Here is a 20,699-nt window from a genome sequence, read left to right as displayed (position 1 = left end):
AAACCATGGGCGGGCTTAAAACCTTCAGCTTCGGAATCGTGCTTGGTGGTGCGTGTCTCGCGCAGGTGGCCGCCTGCGGACACCTGGGGATGGACGAGCTCCCGCTCGCGGAGGAGGGGCTCACCGCCGACGGCGGCTCGAGCGGGACGACGTCCTCCGGCGTTGTCGGCAGAGATGGCGGAAGCAGCGGAAATGGCGGACCCGACGGTTCGACGACGAGCAGCAGCGGCGGCTCGTCCGGCGACGGCGGGGACGTCGATCCGCGCGACGCGGAGCCGGACGTCGTGCGCCCGATCGACGGCGGGGACGGCTGCAGCGCGTTGCTTCCGTGCGACGTGGTCTACGTCGACTCGAATGCCGACGAAGACGGCGACGGCTCCGCGCGTCGTCCGGCGAAGACGATCGCGCGCGGCGTCGCGCTCGCAGCGTCGAGCGGCCGCAAGAGGGTCCACATCCTCGACGGCAGCTACGACGCGGCGGAGACGGAGCTGAAGGACGGGATCCACCTCATCGGCGGCTACACGTGCACGAACCTCCCGTGCGACTGGAAGTACGCGCCGAGCGGCAAGACCTTCATCCGGGCGACGAGCCCCGACGGCCTCGTCATCTCCGAGAAGATCACGCGAGGTACGACGATCCAGAGCGTCCACGTCGTCGGCACGGTGGGGACGGGGGCCTCGACGTCCGCCGTCGCGGTGTCGATCGAAGGGGGCTCGCCCGTCCTCCGGGACGTCGAGATCGAGCTCGGCCACGACGCGGTCTCCAGCAACACCGCGGCGCGGCTGACGGCGCTCTCGATCGACGGCGTCAGGCAGGGCGACGGCCCGTACCTCGAGGACTGCACGATCCGGACGGGCGCGGCGCAGGAGGAGTCGATCGGCATCGCGCTCGCGAGCAAGACCTTCAGCGCCGCCACGCCGAAGCTCATGATGACGGGCGGCAGCGTCTCCTCCAACAAGGCGGCGACCAGCATCGGCGTCCGCGCGATCAAGACCACGGTCGACTCGACGCTCATCGAGAAGGCGATCATCCAGGCCGGCCCGTCGACGGCGACGACCGTGGTCGATCCGGGCACGAGCTGGGCCGTCTTCGCGGACGGCGGGATCAAGCTCCAGATGAGCCGCATCAACCCGCGCGGTGACCAGGACGGCACCATGTTCTGCTCGTCCCGCGACTTCTGCGGCGGCGTCAAGAGCACGGGCGCGCTCGTGCTGCACAGCAACTGGATCGGCGGCGCCTACGCGCCGCAGAGCGCCGCCGTCCTCCTCGAGGGCACGACCGGCGGGTTGGTGATCGTCAACGGCAACACGCTCGACGGCGGCGGCATCGGCGGCGGCATCGTCGGAAGCGACACGATCAGCGCCGCCGTCGTCGTGCGTTCGGCCCTGACGGTCGGGCGCGTTCGGAACAACCTCCTCGGGAGCGGCTCCGGTACGACGCGGTACAACGTCTACGAGGACCGGAACAGCAACGGCCAGAGCGCGCACCTCGAGGCGCTCTACAACAACGCTTTTTACCACACCAACGTGAGCGGACACGCCGACCACGCGTACCGCTACATCAAGGACGGCGCGGTCGTCGACCTCGCCTTCACGGAGCTCAAGGGCATCGTGACGCCGCAAGACGAGAACATCACCATCGTCGATCCCTTCTTCACCGATGCTGCCGTCCCCAAGGTCCACATCGACCCGGATCTCTCGCCGCTCGTGAACAAGGGCCGCGCCGACGCGGAGGCGCCGCCAAAGGACATCGACGGCACCGGACGCGTCAAGGGAGAGCGGATGGACATCGGCGCGCACGAGGCCAAGTGAGCCGCCGCGCGAAGCGGCTCGGGCTCGCCGGCGTCGGCGCCGCCGTCGTCGCGGCGTGCGGGTACCTGCCGATGGAGCAGCTGCCGCTCGCGGAGGACGGGCTCACGGCGGAGGGCGGGATCGGCGACGGCGCGACGACACCGCCCGGGCTCGCGGACGGCGGCGTCGACCCGACGAACAGGGACGCCTCCAATCCGGGCGACGACGATGACGACGACGCGGGCGATCCGCGCATCGACGCGTCGGACGACGACGCCGGCTGCCGCCACTGCGACGCGCTCTTCGTCTGGGAGAGCGGGGGCGACGACGACGGCGCGGGCACGCCCGAGGCTCCGTTCAAGACGCTGAAGCGCGCGTTCGACGCGGTGACGAACGGCGGACGGAAGGTCACCACGATCTACGTCGCGAGCGGCAAGTACGACGACGCCGTGACGCTCATCGACGGCGTCAGCATGAGCGGCGCGTGGACGTGCGACGCGGCGAACCCGCCGTGCAAATGGGAGACGCAGGACTTCGCCAACAAGTCCCACATCGCCAACCAGACCAACGCGGGCGTCGTCGTGCCGAAGGAGGTGACGCGGGCGACCCGGTTCACGGGGTTCCGCGTCGTCGGCGTGAGCGGAAACGTCGCGGCGGACCAGCTCGGATCGGTCGGGATGACGGTGGCGGGCTCGCCGCGGCTCGTCGAGAACGAGCTCTACGGCGGCGATCTCTCGCTGACGGCCGTCGGCGTGAACCGGCGCTCGATCGGCCTCCTCGTCACGGGCAGCAACGACGCGGCGCGACCGGGGCCCTACGTCGAGGACTGCACCCTCGCCGGTCAGACCGCAGACCACTCGATCGGGCTCCTGTTCGAGACGCCCATCGGTGGCAGCTTCAGCGGCGGCTTCGCGAACGCCTTCGTCACTCGGAGCGACATCCGTAGCGGCCCCGCGGTCACGAGCGTCGCCGTCGTCGCCAACAACACGACCGCGGCGACGGTGCTCGACGACAACACGATCGTCGCGGGGCCATCGAGCTCCGACGACGCGAGCGTCGGCGGGAGCTGGGCGGTGGACGTCCGTGCGCCGATCACGATCGATCGAAACCGCATCCATCCGCCGGGCCCGAGCCAAGGTCCCACCCCCCAATGCCGCCCGGCCTTCTCGTCGTTCTGCGGCGGCGTCCGCGTCGTCGGCGCGGCCGCCGTCCTCACGAACAACTTCATCGGCGGCGTGCGCGCCCCGCTGAGCGTCGCCCTGCTGCTGACCGACAACGCCAACCTGCCGTCGAAGGTCGTCGTGAACGGCAACGTGATCGACGGAGGCGGGAACCGTGACGAGGGCAAGAGCGCCGCGATCGTCGTGAAGAACACGCACCGGCTGGTCCTCTCGCTCGGTCACGTCCGCAACAACATCCTCCTCGGCGGGGTCGCGAGGCGGCGCTACCACGTCTACGAAGACGCCGCGCTGCAGCAGGAGGCCCACCTCGCGGACTTCGCGTACAACGACCTCTTCCACGTGCCGCCGGAGCACCCCGGAGACGACTTCGCGTACCGCACGTGGGACAACGGCGTGGAGCACCTCCTCTCGTTCGACAAGCTCACGGAGGTGAAGGTGCCGACGATCGACGTCCGCACCCTCTACAACGAGGATCCGAAGCTCACCGCGCTCGTGCGAATGTCGAACCCGAACCTCGTCAACGCCGGCTCGCCGAACGACATCGACGACCCAGACGCGCCCGACCACGACTTCGAGAACGAGCAGCGCACGCGCCCGATCGACATCGGCGCGGACGAGATCCGGTAGCCGCGATCACGCCATCTCGAGGAAGAGCCCCTCCGGGTCCTCGAGCCAGCGGATGACGTCGTACGCGAACGCGGCGCCGACGTGGCCGTCGACGATGCGGTGGTCGAACGAGAGCGAGAGGAGCATCACCTCGCCGACGACGATCTGACCGTCGCGCACGACCGGCTTCTGCTTGATCTGGTGCACGCCGAGGATGCCGACCTCGGGGAAGTTCAGGATCGGCGTCGCGAAGAGGCCGCCGTCGGCGCCGAGCGAGGTGATGGTGAAGGTCGAGCCCGAGAGGTCCTCCGCCTTCGCCTTCCCTGCCTTCGCGTCGCTCGCGAGGCGCTCGACGTCCTTCGCGATGTCGAGGAGGCTCTTGCGATCGGCGTCCTTGATCACCGGCACCATCAGACCGGCGTCGGTCGAGGCCGCCATCCCGATGTTGTAGAACTTGCGGTAGACGAGCTCGTTCGTCGACTCGTCGAGCGCGCTGTTCAAGATCGGGTGCTTCTTCAGGCCCGCGACGACCGCCTTCACGATGAAGGGGAGGAAGCTGAGCTTCACGCCCTGCTTCTCCGCGCGCGGCTTCATGCGCGCGCGGAGCGCCTTCAGCTTGCCGACGTCGCACTCCTCCACGAACGTGAAGTGCGCGGCGGTCTGGGTCGACTGCGCCATCTTCTGCGCGATCTTCCGGCGCATCCCCGCGAACGGGACGCGCTCCTCGAGCGCGGCGTGCGCGCCGGCCGGCGGCGTGATCTTCACCGGCGCGTGCGCGGGCGGAGCCTGCGCGGGGACCGCGGCCGGCGCGGTCGCGGGAACGGGCGACGGAGCGGCGGGCGGCGGCGCCTTGAGGAACGCCTCGACGTCGGTCTTGAGCACGCGGCCCTGCGGCCCCGACGGCGGGACGTGCCGCAGGTCGACGTTCATGTCGCGCGCGAGCTTGCGCGTCGCCGGCGTCGCGAGCGGCGCCTCGTTGAAGTACGCGGACGGCTGCGCCGCCGGCTTCGGAGGGGGCGCGCCCATGCCGGGGAGCGTCTCCTTGATGTCGCCGACCGCGGTCGCGGCGGGCTCGGGCTTCGGCGAGCCGTTCGTGTGACCGTTCGCCTCCGCCGCGGGCGCGCTGCCGTCGAGGTCGAACACGACGAGCGACGAGTGGACCGCGACCACCTGGCCGACGTTTCCGTGAATTTCGACGATTTTGCCCGCCTTCGGCGACGTGATCGTGACCGTCGCCTTGTCGGTCATGACCTCGATCATCGGGGCGTCTTCCTTGATCACGTCGCCCGGCTTGATGTGCCACGCGACGATCTCGCCCTCGGTGACGCCTTCGCCCAGGTCCGGCAGCTTGAATTCCCAGCGCGCCATCGTTCTCTCCTCAGTACTTCGCCGTCTCGATCAACGCCGGCAAGATCCGGTGCGCGAGCGGGAGATAGTCCATTTCGAGCGTGTACGGGAACGGCGTATCGAACCCGCACACGCGGACGGGCGGCGCCTCGAGCGAGAGGAAGCAGTGCTCGTTCACGAGCGCGACGAGCTCGGCGCCGAAGCCGCACGTCTTCGGCGCCTCGTGCACGACGACGACGCGCCCCGTCTTCTTCACGCTCGCCGCGATCGCGTCGACGTCGACGGGCCACAGCGTGCGGAGATCGAGGATCTCCGCGTCCACGCCCTGCGCCGCCGCCTTCTCCGCCGCCGCGACCGCCTCGTAGAGCATCGCGCCCCAGGCGATGACGGTGACGTCCTTGCCTTCGCGGACGACCTTCGCCTTCCCGAGCTCCACCGTGTAGTCGCCCTCGGGGACGTCGCCGCGCGCGGCGCGGTAGACGCGCTTCGGCTCGAAGAAGAGGACGGGATCGGGATCGCGGATCGACGCGAGGAGGAGGCCCTTCGCGTCGTACGGGTTCGACGCGCACACGACCTTGAGGCCGGCGACGTGGATGAAGAGCGACTCGGGCGACTGCGAGTGGTAGAGGCCGCCGCGGATGCCGCCGCCGACCGGCGTGCGGATCACCATCTTCGCCGCGTATTCGCCGCCGGAGCGCCAGCGCATCTTCGCGAGCTCGGAGACGATCTGGTCGTAGCCGGGGAAGATGAAGTCGGCGAACTGGATCTCGGGGACGGGCACGAGGCCGTAGAGCGCCATGCCGATCGCGGCGCCGAGGATGCCGCCCTCGGAGAGCGGCGTGTCGACGACGCGATCGTCGCCGAACTCGTCCCACAGCCCCTGCGTGACGCGGAAGACACCGCCGACGCGCCCGACGTCCTCGCCGAGGACGACGACGCGCGGGTCCTTCTTCATCTCGAGCTTGAGGGCGTCGTTGATCGCCTGGACCAGGTTCATCTGTGTCATGACAAGTTCCGGAGCTGCGCCTCGAGGTGCCGCGGCACCTCGGCGTAGACGTGATCGAAGAGCGTCGACTTCGCGGGCGGCCCGGCCGCCTCCGCCGCGGCGATCGCGGCGTCGAGCTCCTGCTCGATGCCGCCCGTGTCGGCGCTGACCGAGGCGCGGAGGCGCGTGATCGGGTCCTCGGGGCCGAGCTCCGTGAGCTCCGGAGACGAGAAGCGCGGCGGCACCGCCTCGATGAGCGTCGCGCCCTCGCGCGCGAGCGCCGCGGCGACGGTCTCCTGCACCGCGACGGCGTCGCCGCCGTCGACCTTCGCCGACGCGAGGCCGTACGCGACCGCGCGCGACGCGACCGGCGCGCGCGCGACGAAGACGACGGGGGCCTTGAAGACGCCGGCGAAGTTGAGCGCGTTGTGGAAGTCGCCCGTGTCGACCGCCTCCGGCCCGAAGAGGACGACGGCGCGGACGCGCTCCTTCTTCGTCTTCGCCGCCCACGCCGCGCCGACCGCTTGCGGCAGGTGCGCGCCGGGCACGCCGCTCGGCGGCACGATCCGGTACGCGCGCGCGGGGACGTGATCGGGCGCGGAGTGACCGACCGCGGGGTCGTCCTTCGAGCCAAAGGCATGATGCACGTATTCGACGAGCGGCATCCCGCGCGTCAGCGCCGCCGCCCAGTCGCGCACGCTCGGGAAGATCCAGTCGTCGTCCCCTGCCCCCAGCGTCGCGCCGACGACGACGGCCTCGTCGCCGATCGACGACGCGTGGTAGCCGATCTTGCCGGCGCGCTGGAGGGCGACCATGCGCACCGACACGGCGCGGGCCCGCACCATGTGACGAAGCAGCGCGCCCTTCGTGCGGTCCATTCGCGGCGCACCCTACTCAATCCGATCGGGCCCGTCACGGCCCGATTCCGACGAGCCGCGGCTCCGGGGATCATGAAACCCTGGCCTTTTCCGCTCGCGTCCGCGTATCCTTTCCGAATCGCCCGCCGCGCCTTTCTTCCCACGATTCCGCCGCCCTCGGGTCCGCCCCCGGCCACGCAGACGCCCATCTCGGGGCGAAGCCAGCCGCCGCCGCCCGTGACGGGTGGCAGCGTGCCCCCCGGGCGCGCGAGCGTGCCGCCGCCGTCGCGCGGGAGCATGCCGCCGTCGGTGGGGAACCGGGCGAGCGTCCCGCCGCCGGGGATGTCGGAGGGTCGGCTCTCGCAGCCGCCGGGCGTCGAGGGCGTGTCGATGCACGCCGTCACGCAGCTGCTCGATCGCCTCGCCGCCGCGGACGAGTCGCAGTTCCTCGTGACGTGGACGGAGCAGATGTTGAGCGGCCGCGCGCGGCTCGATCCCGCGCTCGCGGTGCGGCTCCTCCGCGCGTACCGCGAGACCGGGCGCATCGATCGCGCGCGCGAGCTCGCGGCGTCGCTCCCGAGCTCGCCGTCGTCGTGGAACCCGCTCGACATCGCGCGCGTCGCGATCGAGCGCGCGATCCTCTGCACGATCGACGGGCGCGCCGACCACGCCGAGGCCGAGCTCCGGCAGGCCTCGCGCGCGCTCTCGTCCGCGCCGCGCGGCACCGGGCTGCGCGAGCAGCTCGACCTGCACCTCACCACCGCCCAGCTCGAGCTGCGGCTGAACCGCGTGCACCAGGCGCAGGCGGCGCTCCGACTCGCGGAGCACGTCGCGGAGCGCCTCGAGGACGGCGCGTGGCGCATCGCGGTGTCGATGTCGCTCGGCCACCTCTCGATGCGCCTCGCCGATCCGCGCACCGCCGCGCGTCACTACGCGACCGCGCTCCAGCGCTCGCCGGCGCGCAACCTCGCCGCGATGCGCGCGCACGGCAACCTCGCGATCGCGCTCGGCTCGATCGGCCAGTTCGAGGACGCGCGGAACAACGCGCTCTCCGCCTGCCAGGTCGCGGGCGAGATCGCGGCGGGCTGGCGCCACGCCGACGCGTACGACGTGCTCGCGATCGTCGAGATCGCGTCCGACCGACCCGCCGGCGCGCTGCAGGCGCTCGACGACGCGCACGCCGCGCTCGGCGAGCTCGAGCAGCCGACGCTGCGCTACCAGCTCGCGGGGCACCGCACGCTCGCCCTCGCGATGTCGGGACGCGCGCCGGCGGCGAAGCAGTGGCTCGCGAAGACGGACAAGCTCCGCGCGGAGCTCTTCCAGGTCGACGCGATCGACGAGCAAGACCTCATCGCCACGCGCGCGCGCACGCTGGAAGCGGCGGCGGAGCACAAGGAGGCGATCGACGTCGCGCTCCCCCACGCCGAGCGCCTGCCCGACGCGTTCGTCACCGGCTCGCTCAACCTCACGATCGCGCGCTCCGCCCTCGCGCTCGGCGATCAGGAGACGGCGCGCGTCGCGGTCGAGCGCGCGGCGCTCTCGGGCGATCGCCACGGCTGGGTGTTTCCCGACCGCCAGCCGAGCCAGCAGCTCTGGCAGATGGCGCTGAAGAGCGGCGACTCGCGCGTCGTCCGCTACGCCGAGAAGATCCTCACCGTGCTCTCGACCGGCTTCGCGCCGCCGAGCCTGCCGCCGCCGCGCGCGACGAGCATCCCGCCGCCGCGCGGCTCGTTCCCGAGCATCCCGCCGCCGTCGCGCGCGTCGTTCCCGAGCCTCGCGCAGCTCGCGGCGAGCCAGAGCGGCGCGCCGGGCGCGCCCGAGGCCGACAGCTCGTCCGAGTTCGACATGCTGCCGGACGGCGAGACGCTGATCTACGTGACGACGCCGTCGGGCGTGCAGCGCGTGCGCTCGTCCGAGGTCAGCACCGCGACGGTGGGCTCGACGCTCATCGTCGACACGATCGCGCACAAGCTGAACATCGAGGGCCGCGAGGTCTCTCTCGAGCGCCGCCGCGCGCTCGAGCCGCTCGTCGTGCAGCTCCTCCGCCGCGCGCGCGAGGGCCTCTCGGCGGAGGAGATCCTCCGCGCCGCCGGCGGCCCCGGCCCCGAGTCGGCCGACGCCGAGCACCGCGTCCGCGTCCTCATCTCCCGCGTCCGCGACCTCCTCGGCGACCCCGCCGCGATCGAGCGCGTCCGCGACGCCGGCGAGCACGGCAAGACGCGCTACCGCCTCTCGCCAGGCGTCAACTTCGCGCTGATCGAGCCGCTGTACACGAGCTAGCGGAGCGCGGCTCCCTGCGTCGAGATCGCCTCGTCTTCGACGTCGTCGAGGACGTCCGACGCGTCGGCGCCGGCGGCGGCGCGTTCGAGGACGACGCGGAGGCGCGGCTCGGCGCACGCCTCCGCCGCGCCGCGGAGGCGCGCGCGCTCCTCCGACGTCGCGGCGCGCGCGAGGACGACGGCGGCGCCGGCGCGGGCGGTCGGGGCGGCGGAGGGATCGAGCGCGATCGACCAGAGGTCGTCCTGGCGCAGCGACGCGACGCGGAAGCCGCCCTCCTCGCGCTGGAGGCTCGCGAGCCACTCCTCGCGCGGACGTCCGCCGCGCGCGACGCGCTTGGTCGTCTCCGCGGCGGCGGCGCGGCTCCGGAACGCGGTCGCGGCGACGCGCACGCGCTTGAGGAGGTCGGCCTGCGCCTCGACGCCGTGGAGCGTGTCGAGCTCGCCGGGGACGAGGGAGAACCCGACCGGCCGCCGCCGCCCGACGCGGAAGACGATCCCGCGCGCGTCGTGCTCGATCGCGTCGATCTCGCTCCACTTCACGAAGCGCTTCTCGAAGGGGGACGCGTAGTGGAGCCCGTCGGCGCCGACGTCGACCTTCACGCGGCGGTTCACCCCACGCAGGCGCACCGCGAGCAGGAGGAGCGCCAGCGGAACGGGGAGCACGACGACGAGCACCGGCTCGATCGCGAGCAACACGAACGCCGCGAAGACGAACGCGACGACGACGACGCCCCACGGCACCTCGAAGTACCGCCGCGTGCGGTACGCCGCGAAGTGGACGGCCACCCCGATGTCGTAACGGGTCGGGGTGGAGCGAGCAAGGCTACCGCCTCAGGGGCGCGGCTCGAGGCCCTTCTCGGTCTTCGCCTTCGCCTTCGTCTCCTTCTCGTCGTCGCGGTCGGCCTCGTTCCAGGCCGTCGTCTCGACCTTCTTCTGGACCTCCTCCGCCTTCGCGACGTGATCGGTCACCGTCTTCTTCGTCTCGTTGACGAGCGCCTTCACGTCGCCGTTCTGCGCGCCGGGGAGGAGCCGGTTGTCGATCGCGGTGAGCACCGCCTTGTGCGCCGCGACCTGCGCGTCGATGTAGCCCTTGTCGAAGTCCTTCCCCTCCTTGTCCTTGAGGTCCTTGATCGTCTTGTCGACGTCGCCCTTGAGGAACGAGGAGAGGTCGCTGTCCTTGTGCGTGATCTTCGTCTTCGTCTCGGTCGTCTTCGTCTTCGTGAGGCCCTGGCCGTGGTGCGTCTTCATCATCGAGGCGAACTGCTTCACGTCGGCGCTCTTCGCCTTCTTCGCCGCCTGCTCCGCCATCTGGATCTCGCCGTCGTTGACGGTGAGGATCACGCCGAGGATCTCGGCGTCGCTCATCGGCGTCTCCGTCTTCGCGAGGACCTTGTTGCCGCCCGAGCCTTCGCCGCCGAGGTAGAACGGCTTCTGCGAGGCGGGATCGTTGACCGCGGTCTGCGGCGTCGGGTTCGTCGCCGGGCTCTGGTTCTGATTGAGCTGCCCCGCGATCGGATCGTTCGCGGTCTGCGACCCGCTGGTCGAGAACGCCGGCTCCTGCGGCGTCGGGTGCGTGGACGGCGTCTGGCTCTGATTGAGCTGGCCCCCGATCGGATCCCTCGCCGGCTGCGGGTCGTTGCTGTTGGCACACCCGAGCGAGAGAGAGAGCGCGAGAGCGACGAAGCCGTAGCCGAGGAGGTTTCGCATGGTGCCGGCCGCTCTGCAACGCGAGTGCCGCCGTGAACGCGCGGCGAAACACGAGGTGTGACCGTCGCGCTCGTAGCGACGCGCCTCACCAGCGCGAGCGCATGTGCTCGTTTGGAGCGGTGTGCCTCATTCGACGGCGACGTCGGCCTCGCGCGCCTGGACCGCGGCGACGCCGCGCGCGAGGAACGTGAGGCCCGCGAGCGCGACGACGCCGGCGGCGGCGCTCGCGAGGAGGAGCGTGCGCGTCGGCTCGAGCTCGGGCTTGCCGAGGACGAGCGGCACGAGGCCGACGGCGTTGAACGCGACGTGCGCGAGGATCGACGGGACGATGCTGCCCGACAGACCGCGGAGCCACGAGAAGACGAGGGTCGAGCCGAGGAGCACCAGCATCGAGCGCGGCGAGAACATCGGGAGCGTCTCGAAGGCCGCGACCGCGAGGACGACGCTCTCGAGGCTGCGCGTGCGGCGGAGCGGCGTGAAGAGGACGCCGCGGAAGAAGCCCTCCTTCAGCACCGGATGGACGATGACGTACGTGACGAAGAGCGCGACGCGCTTGCCCACCGTCGCGACGCTGAAGAGCCGATCGACGTGGTCGTTGTCGTCCGGCGACGTCGGCCACCGCGCCGCGAGCGCTTTGTCGAGCCACTCGGACGGGAGCGCGAGGGCGGCGCCGAGGGCGAGCGCGAGGAGGCACACGAGCACGCTCGGCCGCCGGAGCGCGAGGACGTGACGGATCGACGTCTGCGGCTCGTGGAGGCGGAGCACGCCGAAGAGCACGACCGAATACGCGACCGCGAGGCAGGCCATCCGCGAGACCGGATCGACCATCGCGCCCGGCCGCGCCGAGTCGGTCGCGCTCGCGCACACCGCCTCCAGCAGCATCGCGATCAACGTCCAGATCGCGGCGCTGAAGAAGGTCAGCGGACGGTGCTGCGGCGCCTCTTCTTCGTCCATCGCCGCTCAGGCCTGCTTCTGCCCGAGGTGGGCGGGGACGCCGCGCTTCACGACCATGTCGCGCGCCATCTTGGTGTCGGTGTCGCGGTAGTCGATCGTGAAGTGGAGGCCGCGGCTCTCGCGCCGCGCGGCCGCGCACTCGACGATGAGCTGCGCCACCGTCGCGATGTTGCGGAGCTCGAGGAGATCGCGCGTGACGAAGTACTTCCAGTAATACTCGGCGATCTCCTCCTGCAGGAGCGCGATGCGGCGCGCGGCGCGGCGGAGACGCTTGTCCGAGCGCACGATGCCGACGTAGTTCCACATCAGGCGGCGGAGCTCGTCCCAGTTCTGCGCGACGACGACGGCCTCGTCGCTCGGCACCGCCTCGCCCGGGTCCCACTCCGGCACCTGCGGCCACGGCTTCGCGCGATCGATGCCCTTCCCGAGCGCGAGCGCCGCGCGGTGCGCGAACACCATCCCTTCGAGCAGCGAGTTCGACGCGAGGCGGTTCGCGCCGTGGAGCCCGGTGTGCGCGCACTCACCGATGGCCCAGAGTCCCGGGATCGTGGTGCGCCCGTCGAGATCGGTCGAGATGCCGCCGCAGAGGTAGTGCGCGGCGGGGACGACCGGGATCGGCTGCTTCGCGATGTCGATCCCGACCTTCAGGCACTGGGCGTGGATCCCGGGGAAATGGTCGCGGAGGAACTGCTCGTCGCGGTGGGTGATGTCGAGGAGGACGTGCTCCGCGCCGCTCCGCTTCATCTCGTGGTCGATCGCGCGGGCGACGATGTCGCGCGGGGCGAGCTCGGCGCGCTCGTCGTACTCCTTCATGAAGGGCGTGCCGTCGAGCCGGCGCAGGATCGCGCCCTCGCCGCGGAGCGCCTCGGATATCAGAAAATCTCTGACTTGCGGGTGAAAGAGGCAAGTCGGGTGAAACTGGTAAAACTCCATATTCGCGACTTCGGCGCCGGCGCGGTAGGCCATCGCGATGCCGTCGCCCGTCGCGACGTCGGGGTTCGTCGTGTAGAGGTAGACCTTCCCTGCCCCGCCGCTCGCGAGGACCGTCGCGCGGCCGAGCACGGTCTCGACCTTCCCCGCCTTCACGTCGAGGACGTACGCGCCGGCGCACACCTCGGGGCCGCCGTATTTCGCGAGGGTGATGAGGTCGACCGCCATGTGCTCCTCGAGCACGCGGATGTTCGGGTGCCTCCCCGCCGCCTCCACCAGCGCGCGCTCGACCTCGCGCCCGGTCATGTCGCCGGCGTGCACGATGCGCCGCGCGCTGTGGCCTCCCTCGAGGTGGAGATCGAGGTCCTGCTTCGTCCCCTCCTGCGAGCCCTGCGCGAGGCTCGGGCTCGACTCGTCGGCGTGGGCGCCCGCCGGCGTGAGGTCGAACTTGGCGCCCGCTTCGCGCAGCATCGCGATGCGCGCCGGCGCGTCCTCGACCGTGATCTCGACCGCGCGGACGTGGTTCAGGCCCGCGCCCGCGACGAGCGTGTCCTTCACGTGCGCGGCGAAGGAGTCGCCTTCGTCGAGCACCGCCGCGATGCCACCCTGGGCGTACTTCGTGTTCGACTCGTCCTTCGCGCGCTTCGTGACGACGACGACGTCGCCGTGCTTCGCCGCCTCCAGCGCGAAGGACAGTCCGGCGATCCCGCTGCCGATCACGAGGAAGTCGCACGTCAGTGCCATGGCTCTTTTTATCAGCAGCCCGTGCCCGCGGCGCGCTCGATTTCGCCGAACGGATCGACGACCCAGCGCACCCACTCGACGTGGCGGACGTCCTTCGTCGCGCGGTGGACGAAGTAGCGCGCCTCGCCGAGCGCGATGCCGGCGAGCGGCGTGAACACGAGGTCCTGCGCGGAGGGGCGGACGCCGTTCGCCTCGAAGCCGTACTCCCAGAGCGCCGACGTCGCCGCCGCGAACGCGAACGAGCCGACGACGCCGAAGCGGCACTGGCGCGCGCGAAGGTAGAGCTCGCTCCCGAAGAGGCCGTGGCCGACCACGTTGATGAGGAGGTTGTCCCCGTCCCACTGCATGAACGGCTGGGAGCGATCGAACTTCGGCGGCATCGTGAACGCCTCCTCATAGTGGGCCGCGAAGTACTGCGGCTTCGAGAAGGGATCGGGCCAGAGGTACGACGCGGTCGCGCGCATCACCGTCATGAGCGCGAGCGAGTGCACCGCCGGCACGACGATGTCGGGCGCCCTGTTCTCTGCTGGCGCTTCCAGCTGGGTCAAGGCGAGGAGCGCGGCCGGCGTCACCCTCCTCTCGTAGCACGTTGACACCTGGCGTCATGGACCCTAAAAATGCGCGGACTGAATCGCCGTTCATTCCGAGAGGACGCATGAAAATCCTGGTTCCGCTGAAGCGTGTTGCCGATCCGGACAACGCGAACAAGGTGAAGGTCAACGGGGGCAAGCTCGAGACGACGGGGCTCGAATGGAAGCCCAACCCGTTCGACGAGTACGCGGTGGAGACTGCGCTCCGCCTCACCGAGAACGGCGCGAACCCGAAGGCGCGCCTCGGCGAGGTCGTCGTCGTGAGCTTCGGCCCGAAGGAGGTGGAGACCACGCTCCGCGGCGCGCTCGCGACCGGCGCCGACAAGGCGATCCGCGTCGACGCGACCGACGAGCAGCTCGACGGCGACGTCGTCGCGCGCGCGCTCAAGTCGCTGGTCGAGAAGGAGAAGCCGGACCTCGTCCTCCTCGGCAAGCAGGCGGTCGACGGCGACTCGAACCAGGTCGGACAGCTCCTCGCCGAGTACCTCGGCTGGCCGCAGGCCACGTTCGCGGGCTCGATCAAGAGCGAGGACGACACGAAGCTCGTCGTCGGCCGCGAGGTCGACGGCGGCACGATCAACCTCGAGGTCACGCTCCCGGCCGTCGTCTCGGTCGACCTCCGCATCGTCGCGCCGACGAGCGTGTCGTCGAAGCACGCGCCCGCGCACAAGTACGCGGAGGGCGTCCGCTTCGCCGCGCTCATGGCGATCATGGCGGCGAAGAAGAAGCCGCTCACGGAGGTGAAGCTCGCCGACCTCGCGAGCGACGCGGCGCTCAAGATCACGTACTCGAGCTTCGAGCTCCCGCCGGCGCGCAAGGCCGGCATCAAGGTGAAGTCCGTCCCCGAGCTCGTCGAGAAGCTCAAGTCCGAAGCGAAGGTGCTGTGATGGCGAACATCCTCGTTGTTGCTGAGATGCACGATGGCAAGGTGCGGAAGTCCACGCACTCGGCGATCACGTTCGCGAAGAACGCGGGCGGCACGTTCTCGATCCTCGTCCTCGGCCAGGGCGCGAAGGCCGCCGCGGCGGAGGTGACCGGCTACGGCGCGCAGAAGGTCCTCGTCTGCGACGACGCCTACCTCGCGGCCCCGACCGCGGAGACGCACGCGCCCACGATCGCCGCCGCGGCGAAGGGCTTCGACGTCGTCGCGTTCACCGCGAGCTCGTTCGGCAAGGACGTCGCGCCGCGCGTCGCGGCCAAGCTAGGCGCCGGCTACGCGCCGGACATCAGCGGCGTGAAGGAGGAGGGCGGCAAGCTCGTCTACCGCCGCCCCGTCTTCGCCGGCAACGCGTTCGCGACCTGCTCGATCAACACGCCGGTCCAGGTCGTGTCCGCGCGCCAGAGCGAGTTCGCCCCCGCGGAGCCGTCGGGCGGATCGTCGCCGCTCGAGGACGTCGCGCTCGCGGCGAAGGACCCCGCCGCGGAGCGGGTGAAGTTCCTCGGCCTCAACGCCGCCCAGAGCGCGCGCCCCGACCTCGGCGAGGCGAAGGTCATCGTCTCGGGCGGCCGCGCGCTGAAGGAGAAGTTCGCGGAGGTCCTCGACCCCCTCGCGAACATGCTCGGCGCCGCGGTCGGCGCGAGCCGCGCCGCGTGCGACGCGGGCTACGCCCCGGCGGAGCTGCAGGTCGGCCAGACCGGCCGCGTCGTCGCGCCGAAGCTGTACTTCGCGATCGGCATCTCCGGCGCGATCCAGCACCTCGCCGGCATGAAGGGCTCGAAGACGATCGTCGCGATCAACAAGGACCCCGACGCGCCGATCTTCCAGGTCGCGGACTACGGCCTCGTCGCGGACCTCTTCACCGCCGTGCCGGAGCTCGTCACGGAGCTGAAGAAGGCGACGGGCTGACCTCGCCCACGCGGACGAAACAGGTGATGTGCGGCGAGGGCGTCGTGAGGAACGAATGCCCGCCGCCGGGCCTGTCCGCGGGGCACGGTCCGCTCGTCATCGCGGGCGGCTTCCCGAAGAAACACGCCGCGTCGGGCTTCGCGCAGGTCGCGGGGACCGGCGTGCAGCGCGCGACGAGCTCCGCCCGCGCCGGATAGCCGTCGGGGTAGCGCGCGCGTGGCCCGTCGGGATCGTCGCGGAGGGTGGCGCCGGCGGGCACGCGTTGCTCGAGCAGGCACATCTCCTTCGCGCTGCACTTCGCCGCGCACTCGGCGAGCGCGGCGGGCTTGTCGAAGAACGGCACCGGCGGGCCCGCGTCGAAGCGCGCGGCCGGCGGCGGTCCCCACGCGAGCCCGCACGTCTCGAGCGGCGCCTTCGTCACCTCGCTCTTCGCGCCGACGCGGAGGAGCCAGCACGTCACCGGCGCGTCGGCGTCGCGCGCGCCGATCGCGGTCCAGATCGCGTCGCCGCCTTCTTCGGCGTCGGCGCGTCCGAGCTTGGCCTTCGCGATGGCCTGCGCGGCGGCGCCGGTGCCGTCGCCGATCTCGGCGCGCATCTGCTCGAGCCTCAGCACCGTGCGCAGCGGCCCCGGGCCGACGTACGTCTTCGTGTGGTCCTCCGCGTACGGGAGACCGCAGACCCGCATGTTCGCCGGCCCGAGCGACCACGTGGCGATGACCCCGAGCCGGAGCACGAGCTCGTTGCAGCCCCACGGTCCGTAGAGCCACTTCGGCCCGATCGCGGCGAACGCGACCGCCTCGCCCTGCGAGTACTTCCGCGTCTCCCCCTGCACGCCGAGCGCCTTGCGAACGCCGGCGAGCCGCACCTCGTGGGAGACCTTCGGATCGAAGAGCGTGCGGTCCTGGAACACCGCGGTGAGCTGGTCGTGGACGAGCGTGACGCCGGGCCCGGCGGGGAAGCGATCGGCGCGCGGCGCGTCCGCGGGCGGGATCGGCTCCGCGGCTTGCGGCGGGACCGCGGCGACGGTCGCTTCGGCCGGCGGCGGCGACTTCGCGGCGCACGCCGCGAGCACGAGGACGGAGCTGGCGCAGAGGAGCGGACGCATCACGGTCAGAATAGCTCGAAGGGCGTGGGCTTGGACTTCTGCGCGGTCGTCGCGGGCGCGGTCGGCGTCGGCGGCGTCGTCGTCAGCGGCGGCGGGTTCGGGCCGCCGACGCGCGTCGTGCAGACGATGTGGTTCGACGGCGTCGTCAGGAACGCGCGGCCGCCGTGGTGCACCTTCGGGCACGGGCCGGTGGCGGTGCCGGGGAACGGCGGCGGCGCGCCGGGCGGCGGCGGCGGCGGGAAGAAGCACGAAGCCGTGACGGTGGAGCACGACGACGGGATCGCGACGCAGCTGCCGACGACCTCCGCCTTCGCCGCGCGGCCGTCGGGGTAGCGCGCGCGCGATCCGTCGGACTCCTGCCGGAACGCCGCCGTGCTCGGGAGACGCTGCTCGAGCATGCAGATCTCGTTCGCGCTGCACTTCGACGAGCACTCCGCGAGCTTGGCGTTCATGTCGATCGGAGCCTCCTTCGTGCCCGGCTCGAAGGACATGCCCGGCATCGGCCACGCGAGCGAGCAGTACGCGAGCGCCACCTCCTCGATCCGCGGCTGGCGACCGATGCGGAGCGCGCGGCAGCTGATCGGCGCGTCCTTGCTCCGGCCGGCGAGGCCGATCCAGACCGATTCACCGTTTTCGTGGTATTCGGCGGGACCGAGCTTGGTCGTGGCCTTGAAGTCGGCGACCGCCGGCGGGAGGAGGCCGACCTCCGCGAGCGCCTCGTCGAGCCGGAACGCGGTCCGCTTCGGGGCGGGGCCGCCGTACGGCCTCGACGGATCGGACGCGTACGGCAAGCCGCAGAGCCGGTGGTCCGCGCTCCGCGTCGTCCACGCCGGCGTCTTCCGCGAGATGACGAGCTCGGTGCAGCCGAACGGCGCGACGAGGGTGCGCGCCGACACCGCACGGAACACGACGCCGTCGTAGACGTGCTCCGCGATCGGCTCGCCCTTCGTCCCGAGCGCCTTCTCCGCGATCGCGACGCGCTCCTCGTAAGGACGCTTCGGATCGGTGATCTGCCGGTCGCGGACGAGCGCGTGGAGCTGATCCGCGACGAGCGCGACGCCCGGACCCGCCGGGAAGCGGCTCTCCGTGGCGCGCGGAGCGTCCGGCGGCGGGAGCGGCTCGGCCGAGGCGGGCGCGGCAAGGACGGGCGCGACGACGGCGTCGATCGGCGCGACGGCGACGGGCTTCGCGCAGGCGGCGAGGGCGGAGAGGACGACGAGGGCGGTGACGGTGCGTTTCATGGTCGAGCGCACCTCTTCCAACCGCCGTGCCTGCTCCGATCTGCCGCGGTTTCTCGCGAACGCGCGGCGGCGTTGTGCGGGTCTCCGCACATGTCGTGAGGGGACGATGTATGCTCCACCCGCGATGACCGACTCGACCGCGGCGCCGGCCCCGCGCGGCAGCGGGGCGAGCGAGGGGCTGGAGCTCGTCGTGTTCGACGGCGGATCGCTGCGCCGCCTCGCGCTCCCGCCGCGCGGCGAGGTCACGGTCGGCCGCGGTGACGAGGCGGACCTCCGCGTCGAGGAGCCGTCGGTAAGCCGTGTGCATGCGCGCTTCCGCGGTGGCAAAGAACCAACCGTCGAAGACCTCGGGAGCTCCAACGGGACGCGCGTCGCCGGCGTCGCGCTCGAGGCCCATGTCCCCCACGCGATCGCGGCCGACCTCGTCGTCGTCATCGGCGACCTGCAGGTCGTCGTCCGCGAGCGGCGCGCGCCGAACGCGCCGCCTCCCGCGAGCCTCCCGCAGGGGTCCATGAGCGCGGTGCATCGCCTCGTCGACCTCGTCGCCCCGAGCGATCTCGCCGTGCTCGTCCTCGGCGAGACCGGCGTCGGCAAGGAGGTCATCGCCCATCGCATCCACGAGCGCTCGAAGCGCAAGGACGGCCCGCTCCTCTTCCTCAACTGCGCCGCCTTGCCCGAGCAGACGCTGGAGAGCGAGCTCTTCGGCCACGAGAAGGGCGCGTTCACTGGCGCGGCGGCGTCGAAGCCCGGCCTCCTCGAGAGCGCCGACGGCGGCACGGTGGTGCTCGACGAGGTCGGCGAGATGCCGCTCCCGGTGCAAGCGAAGCTCCTCCGCGCGCTCGACGCGGGGGAGATCACGCGCCTCGGCGCGGTGAAGCCGAGGAAGATCGACGTGCGCGTCGTCGCGGCGACGAACCGCGACCTCGGCGCGATGGTCGAGGAAGGGACGTTCCGCGCGGACCTCCTCTACCGGCTCGACGGGATGACGATCCACGTCCCTCCCCTCCGCGATCGGAGGGAGGAGATCCGCGGGCTCACCGAGAAGTTCGCGGGCGCGGTGGCGGTCTCGGAGGCGGCGCTGAAGAAGCTCGAGGCGCACACGTGGCCCGGCAACGTGCGCGAGCTGAAGAAGGTCGTCGAACGCGCGGCGGTGCTCGCCGCCGGCGGCGCGATCGACGCCGATCACATCGTGCTCCGGAGCGCGAGCGTCGCGGCGGCATCGGCTTCGGCGCCGCTCAAGACCGCCGCGCCGCTGCGCGACGAGCGCGAACGCGCGGAGATCGAGGCGATCCAGGAGGCCCTCGCCTCGTGCAACGGGAACCAGACCCGCGCGGCGGAGAAGCTCGGCATCGCGCGGCGGACGCTGATCGAGAAGCTCGATCGCTACGGCCTGCCGCGGCCGCGGAAGACCTGAGCGATGGAGCCGATCCCGAAGACGATCGCGATCAAGGACAGGGACGATCCGTTCGTGATCGAGGACGTCATCGGCGAGGGGGGGATGGGAAAGGTGTATCGTGCACGCGATCCCGCGACCGGCGCGCTCCTCGCGGTGAAGGTGCTCGGCGCGGTCGGGGACCCCACCCGCTTCGCGCTCGAGAGCGACATCCTCTCGAAGCTCGAGCACCCGAACATCGTCGGCTACCGCGGCCACGGCCTCACGAAGGACGGGCACCCCTACCTCGCGATGGAGTGGATCGACGGCGACGACCTCGAGAAGCGGCTCGAGACGGAGAACCTGACCGTCGAGGAGGCGGTGCGCATCGGCCGCGCGGTGACCGACGCGCTCGTGGCCGCGCACGCGGCGGGGGTCATCCATCGCGACCTCAAGCCGAGCAACGTGATCCTCACGCGCGAGACGAGCGCGGTGAAGCTCGTCGACTTCGGCATCGCCCGCGCCGCCAACGTCGACGGCCTCACGCGCACGGGCCAGGCGCTCGGCACGCCGGGCTACATGTCCCCGGAGCAGGCGCGCGGCCACGCCGTCGACGCGCGCACGGACCTCTTTTCGCTCGGCTGCTTGCTCTACCGCTGCCTCGGCGGCCGCCGGCCGTTCAAGGGCTCCGACATCATGGAGTTCGCGACGAGCCTCGCGCTCGAGGACCCTCCCCCGCTCCGCGCGCTCGCGCCGAGCGTCCCGCCGGCGCTCGAGTCGCTCGTCGCGCAGCTCCTGCAAAAGGATCCGGCCCTCCGCCCCGAGAGCGCGCTCCACACCCGCAAGGCCCTCGATCGCATCGCCTCCGCGACGGACAACACGGAGATCGCGCCGACCCTGCCGATACCGCGCGGAGTGGGGCCGGCGCGGGCGGTCGTGACCCCCGCGTCGGCTTCGACTTCGGCGGAGGTCTCGACGCGCACCGCGCCGGGCGGACGCGCGGAGATCGAGTCCGCGCCGACGCTCGCAGCGACAGCGACAGCGACGGCGACGGGCGGCGCCGGCGCGCCGGGTGCTCGCGCGGAGATCGAGTCCGCTCCGACGCTCGCGGCGACGGCGACCGACGCGGCGCGCGGGCGCGCCACCGAGGGCCGCGACGGCGCGG

General features: G+C 71.7%; 17 protein-coding genes. 7 read left to right on the top strand and 10 right to left on the bottom strand.

All coding sequences use genetic code 11. The features are described from left to right. Positions 1-5: 5 nt before the first annotated feature. Complete coding sequence (locus KF837_44260; GenBank protein ID MBX3234388.1) at positions 6-1,811, top strand: hypothetical protein; 1,806 nt, start codon at positions 6-8, stop codon at positions 1,809-1,811. Continuing rightward, the gene (locus tag KF837_44255; GenBank protein ID MBX3234387.1) at positions 1,808-3,598 is read left to right on the top strand and encodes a hypothetical protein; all 1,791 of its coding nucleotides are present in this window, start codon (positions 1,808-1,810) and stop codon (positions 3,596-3,598) included. The genes KF837_44260 and KF837_44255 overlap by 4 nt, the downstream gene beginning before the upstream one ends. Positions 3,599-3,604: 6 nt before the next feature. On the opposite strand, the gene KF837_44250 is transcribed toward KF837_44255, so the two are convergent. From KF837_44250 to KF837_44240, 3 genes are read right to left on the bottom strand one after another with little or no spacing between them, the layout of a single operon-like run. After that, a complete protein-coding gene (locus KF837_44250) occupies positions 3,605-4,945 on the bottom strand; it encodes a 2-oxo acid dehydrogenase subunit E2 (GenBank protein ID MBX3234386.1) in 1,341 nt (446 codons plus the stop codon). Positions 4,946-4,955: 10 nt separating this feature from the next. Further along, on the bottom strand, positions 4,956-5,930 hold the full coding sequence (locus KF837_44245) for an alpha-ketoacid dehydrogenase subunit beta (protein ID MBX3234385.1): 975 nt from the start codon (positions 5,928-5,930) through the stop codon (positions 4,956-4,958). Further along, complete coding sequence (locus KF837_44240) at positions 5,927-6,787, bottom strand: hypothetical protein (protein ID MBX3234384.1); 861 nt, start codon at positions 6,785-6,787, stop codon at positions 5,927-5,929. The genes KF837_44245 and KF837_44240 overlap by 4 nt, the downstream gene beginning before the upstream one ends. A 231-nt stretch (positions 6,788-7,018) precedes the next feature. Between KF837_44240 and KF837_44235 the strand changes: the two genes are divergently transcribed. Further along, a complete protein-coding gene (locus KF837_44235) occupies positions 7,019-9,046 on the top strand; it encodes a hypothetical protein (GenBank protein MBX3234383.1) in 2,028 nt (675 codons plus the stop codon). Here the strand turns inward: KF837_44235 and KF837_44230 are convergent. The 5 genes from KF837_44230 to KF837_44210 form a co-directional block, all read right to left on the bottom strand. Further along, positions 9,043-9,831 carry a hypothetical protein gene (locus KF837_44230; GenBank protein MBX3234382.1) on the bottom strand — a complete coding sequence of 263 codons (789 nt, stop codon included), beginning with the start codon at positions 9,829-9,831 and terminating at the stop codon, positions 9,043-9,045. The genes KF837_44235 and KF837_44230 overlap by 4 nt on opposite strands. 45 nt (positions 9,832-9,876) lie before the next feature. After that, positions 9,877-10,752, bottom strand: a complete 876-nt coding sequence (locus KF837_44225) for a DUF4142 domain-containing protein (protein MBX3234381.1) — start codon at positions 10,750-10,752, stop codon at positions 9,877-9,879. A 126-nt stretch (positions 10,753-10,878) separates the two neighbouring features. Then, positions 10,879-11,706, bottom strand: coding sequence for a CPBP family intramembrane metalloprotease (locus KF837_44220; protein MBX3234380.1), 828 nt, complete (start codon positions 11,704-11,706; stop codon positions 10,879-10,881). Positions 11,707-11,712: 6 nt separating this feature from the next. After that, complete coding sequence (gene nadB, locus KF837_44215; protein ID MBX3234379.1) at positions 11,713-13,380, bottom strand: L-aspartate oxidase; 1,668 nt, start codon at positions 13,378-13,380, stop codon at positions 11,713-11,715. Between the two features lie 11 nt (positions 13,381-13,391). Next, positions 13,392-13,952: a DUF3943 domain-containing protein gene (locus tag KF837_44210; GenBank protein MBX3234378.1), complete on the bottom strand. Its 561-nt coding sequence runs from the start codon at positions 13,950-13,952 to the stop codon at positions 13,392-13,394. An 83-nt stretch (positions 13,953-14,035) separates the two neighbouring features. Between KF837_44210 and KF837_44205 the strand changes: the two genes are divergently transcribed. Beyond that, the gene (locus KF837_44205) at positions 14,036-14,857 is read left to right on the top strand and encodes an electron transfer flavoprotein subunit beta/FixA family protein (protein ID MBX3234377.1); all 822 of its coding nucleotides are present in this window, start codon (positions 14,036-14,038) and stop codon (positions 14,855-14,857) included. Continuing rightward, on the top strand, positions 14,857-15,816 hold the full coding sequence (locus KF837_44200; protein MBX3234376.1) for an electron transfer flavoprotein subunit alpha/FixB family protein: 960 nt from the start codon (positions 14,857-14,859) through the stop codon (positions 15,814-15,816). Before KF837_44205 ends, KF837_44200 begins: the two co-directional genes overlap by 1 nt. Here KF837_44200 and KF837_44195 read toward each other — a convergent pair. Further along, positions 15,788-16,921 (bottom strand): hypothetical protein, encoded by a 1,134-nt coding sequence (locus KF837_44195; protein MBX3234375.1) that lies wholly within the window; start codon positions 16,919-16,921, stop codon positions 15,788-15,790. The two genes, KF837_44200 and KF837_44195, sit on opposite strands and share 29 nt — an antisense overlap. Positions 16,922-16,926: 5 nt before the next feature. Continuing rightward, a complete protein-coding gene (locus KF837_44190; protein MBX3234374.1) occupies positions 16,927-18,162 on the bottom strand; it encodes a hypothetical protein in 1,236 nt (411 codons plus the stop codon). Between the two features lie 124 nt (positions 18,163-18,286). On the opposite strand from KF837_44190, the gene KF837_44185 reads away from it, so the two are divergent. Then, positions 18,287-19,576: a sigma 54-interacting transcriptional regulator gene (locus KF837_44185; GenBank protein ID MBX3234373.1), complete on the top strand. Its 1,290-nt coding sequence runs from the start codon at positions 18,287-18,289 to the stop codon at positions 19,574-19,576. Positions 19,577-19,579: 3 nt separating this feature from the next. Next, positions 19,580-20,699: serine/threonine protein kinase (locus KF837_44180; GenBank protein ID MBX3234372.1), on the top strand; the 1,120-nt coding region annotated here is incomplete at its 3' end.

This window comes from Labilithrix sp. (assembly GCA_019637155.1).
In the GTDB taxonomy this organism is placed as follows: Bacteria; Myxococcota_A; Polyangia; order Polyangiales; family Polyangiaceae; genus Labilithrix.
This window is presented reverse-complemented; position numbering and strand designations above follow the sequence as displayed.

Coding starts and splice junctions, on each gene's coding strand:
- KF837_44245 (MBX3234385.1), bottom strand. CDS start 5,930: ATGACACAGATGAACCTGGTCCAGGCGATCAACGACGCCCTCAAGCTC.
- nadB (MBX3234379.1), bottom strand. CDS start 13,380: ATGGCACTGACGTGCGACTTCCTCGTGATCGGCAGCGGGATCGCCGGA.
- KF837_44220 (MBX3234380.1), bottom strand. CDS start 11,706: ATGGACGAAGAAGAGGCGCCGCAGCACCGTCCGCTGACCTTCTTCAGC.
- KF837_44240 (MBX3234384.1), bottom strand. CDS start 6,787: ATGGACCGCACGAAGGGCGCGCTGCTTCGTCACATGGTGCGGGCCCGC.
- KF837_44185 (MBX3234373.1), top strand. CDS start 18,287: ATGACCGACTCGACCGCGGCGCCGGCCCCGCGCGGCAGCGGGGCGAGC.
- KF837_44205 (MBX3234377.1), top strand. CDS start 14,036: ATGAAAATCCTGGTTCCGCTGAAGCGTGTTGCCGATCCGGACAACGCG.
- KF837_44225 (MBX3234381.1), bottom strand. CDS start 10,752: ATGCGAAACCTCCTCGGCTACGGCTTCGTCGCTCTCGCGCTCTCTCTC.
- KF837_44200 (MBX3234376.1), top strand. CDS start 14,857: ATGGCGAACATCCTCGTTGTTGCTGAGATGCACGATGGCAAGGTGCGG.
- KF837_44260 (MBX3234388.1), top strand. CDS start 6: ATGGGCGGGCTTAAAACCTTCAGCTTCGGAATCGTGCTTGGTGGTGCG.
- KF837_44190 (MBX3234374.1), bottom strand. CDS start 18,162: ATGAAACGCACCGTCACCGCCCTCGTCGTCCTCTCCGCCCTCGCCGCC.
- KF837_44250 (MBX3234386.1), bottom strand. CDS start 4,945: ATGGCGCGCTGGGAATTCAAGCTGCCGGACCTGGGCGAAGGCGTCACC.
- KF837_44195 (MBX3234375.1), bottom strand. CDS start 16,921: ATGCGTCCGCTCCTCTGCGCCAGCTCCGTCCTCGTGCTCGCGGCGTGC.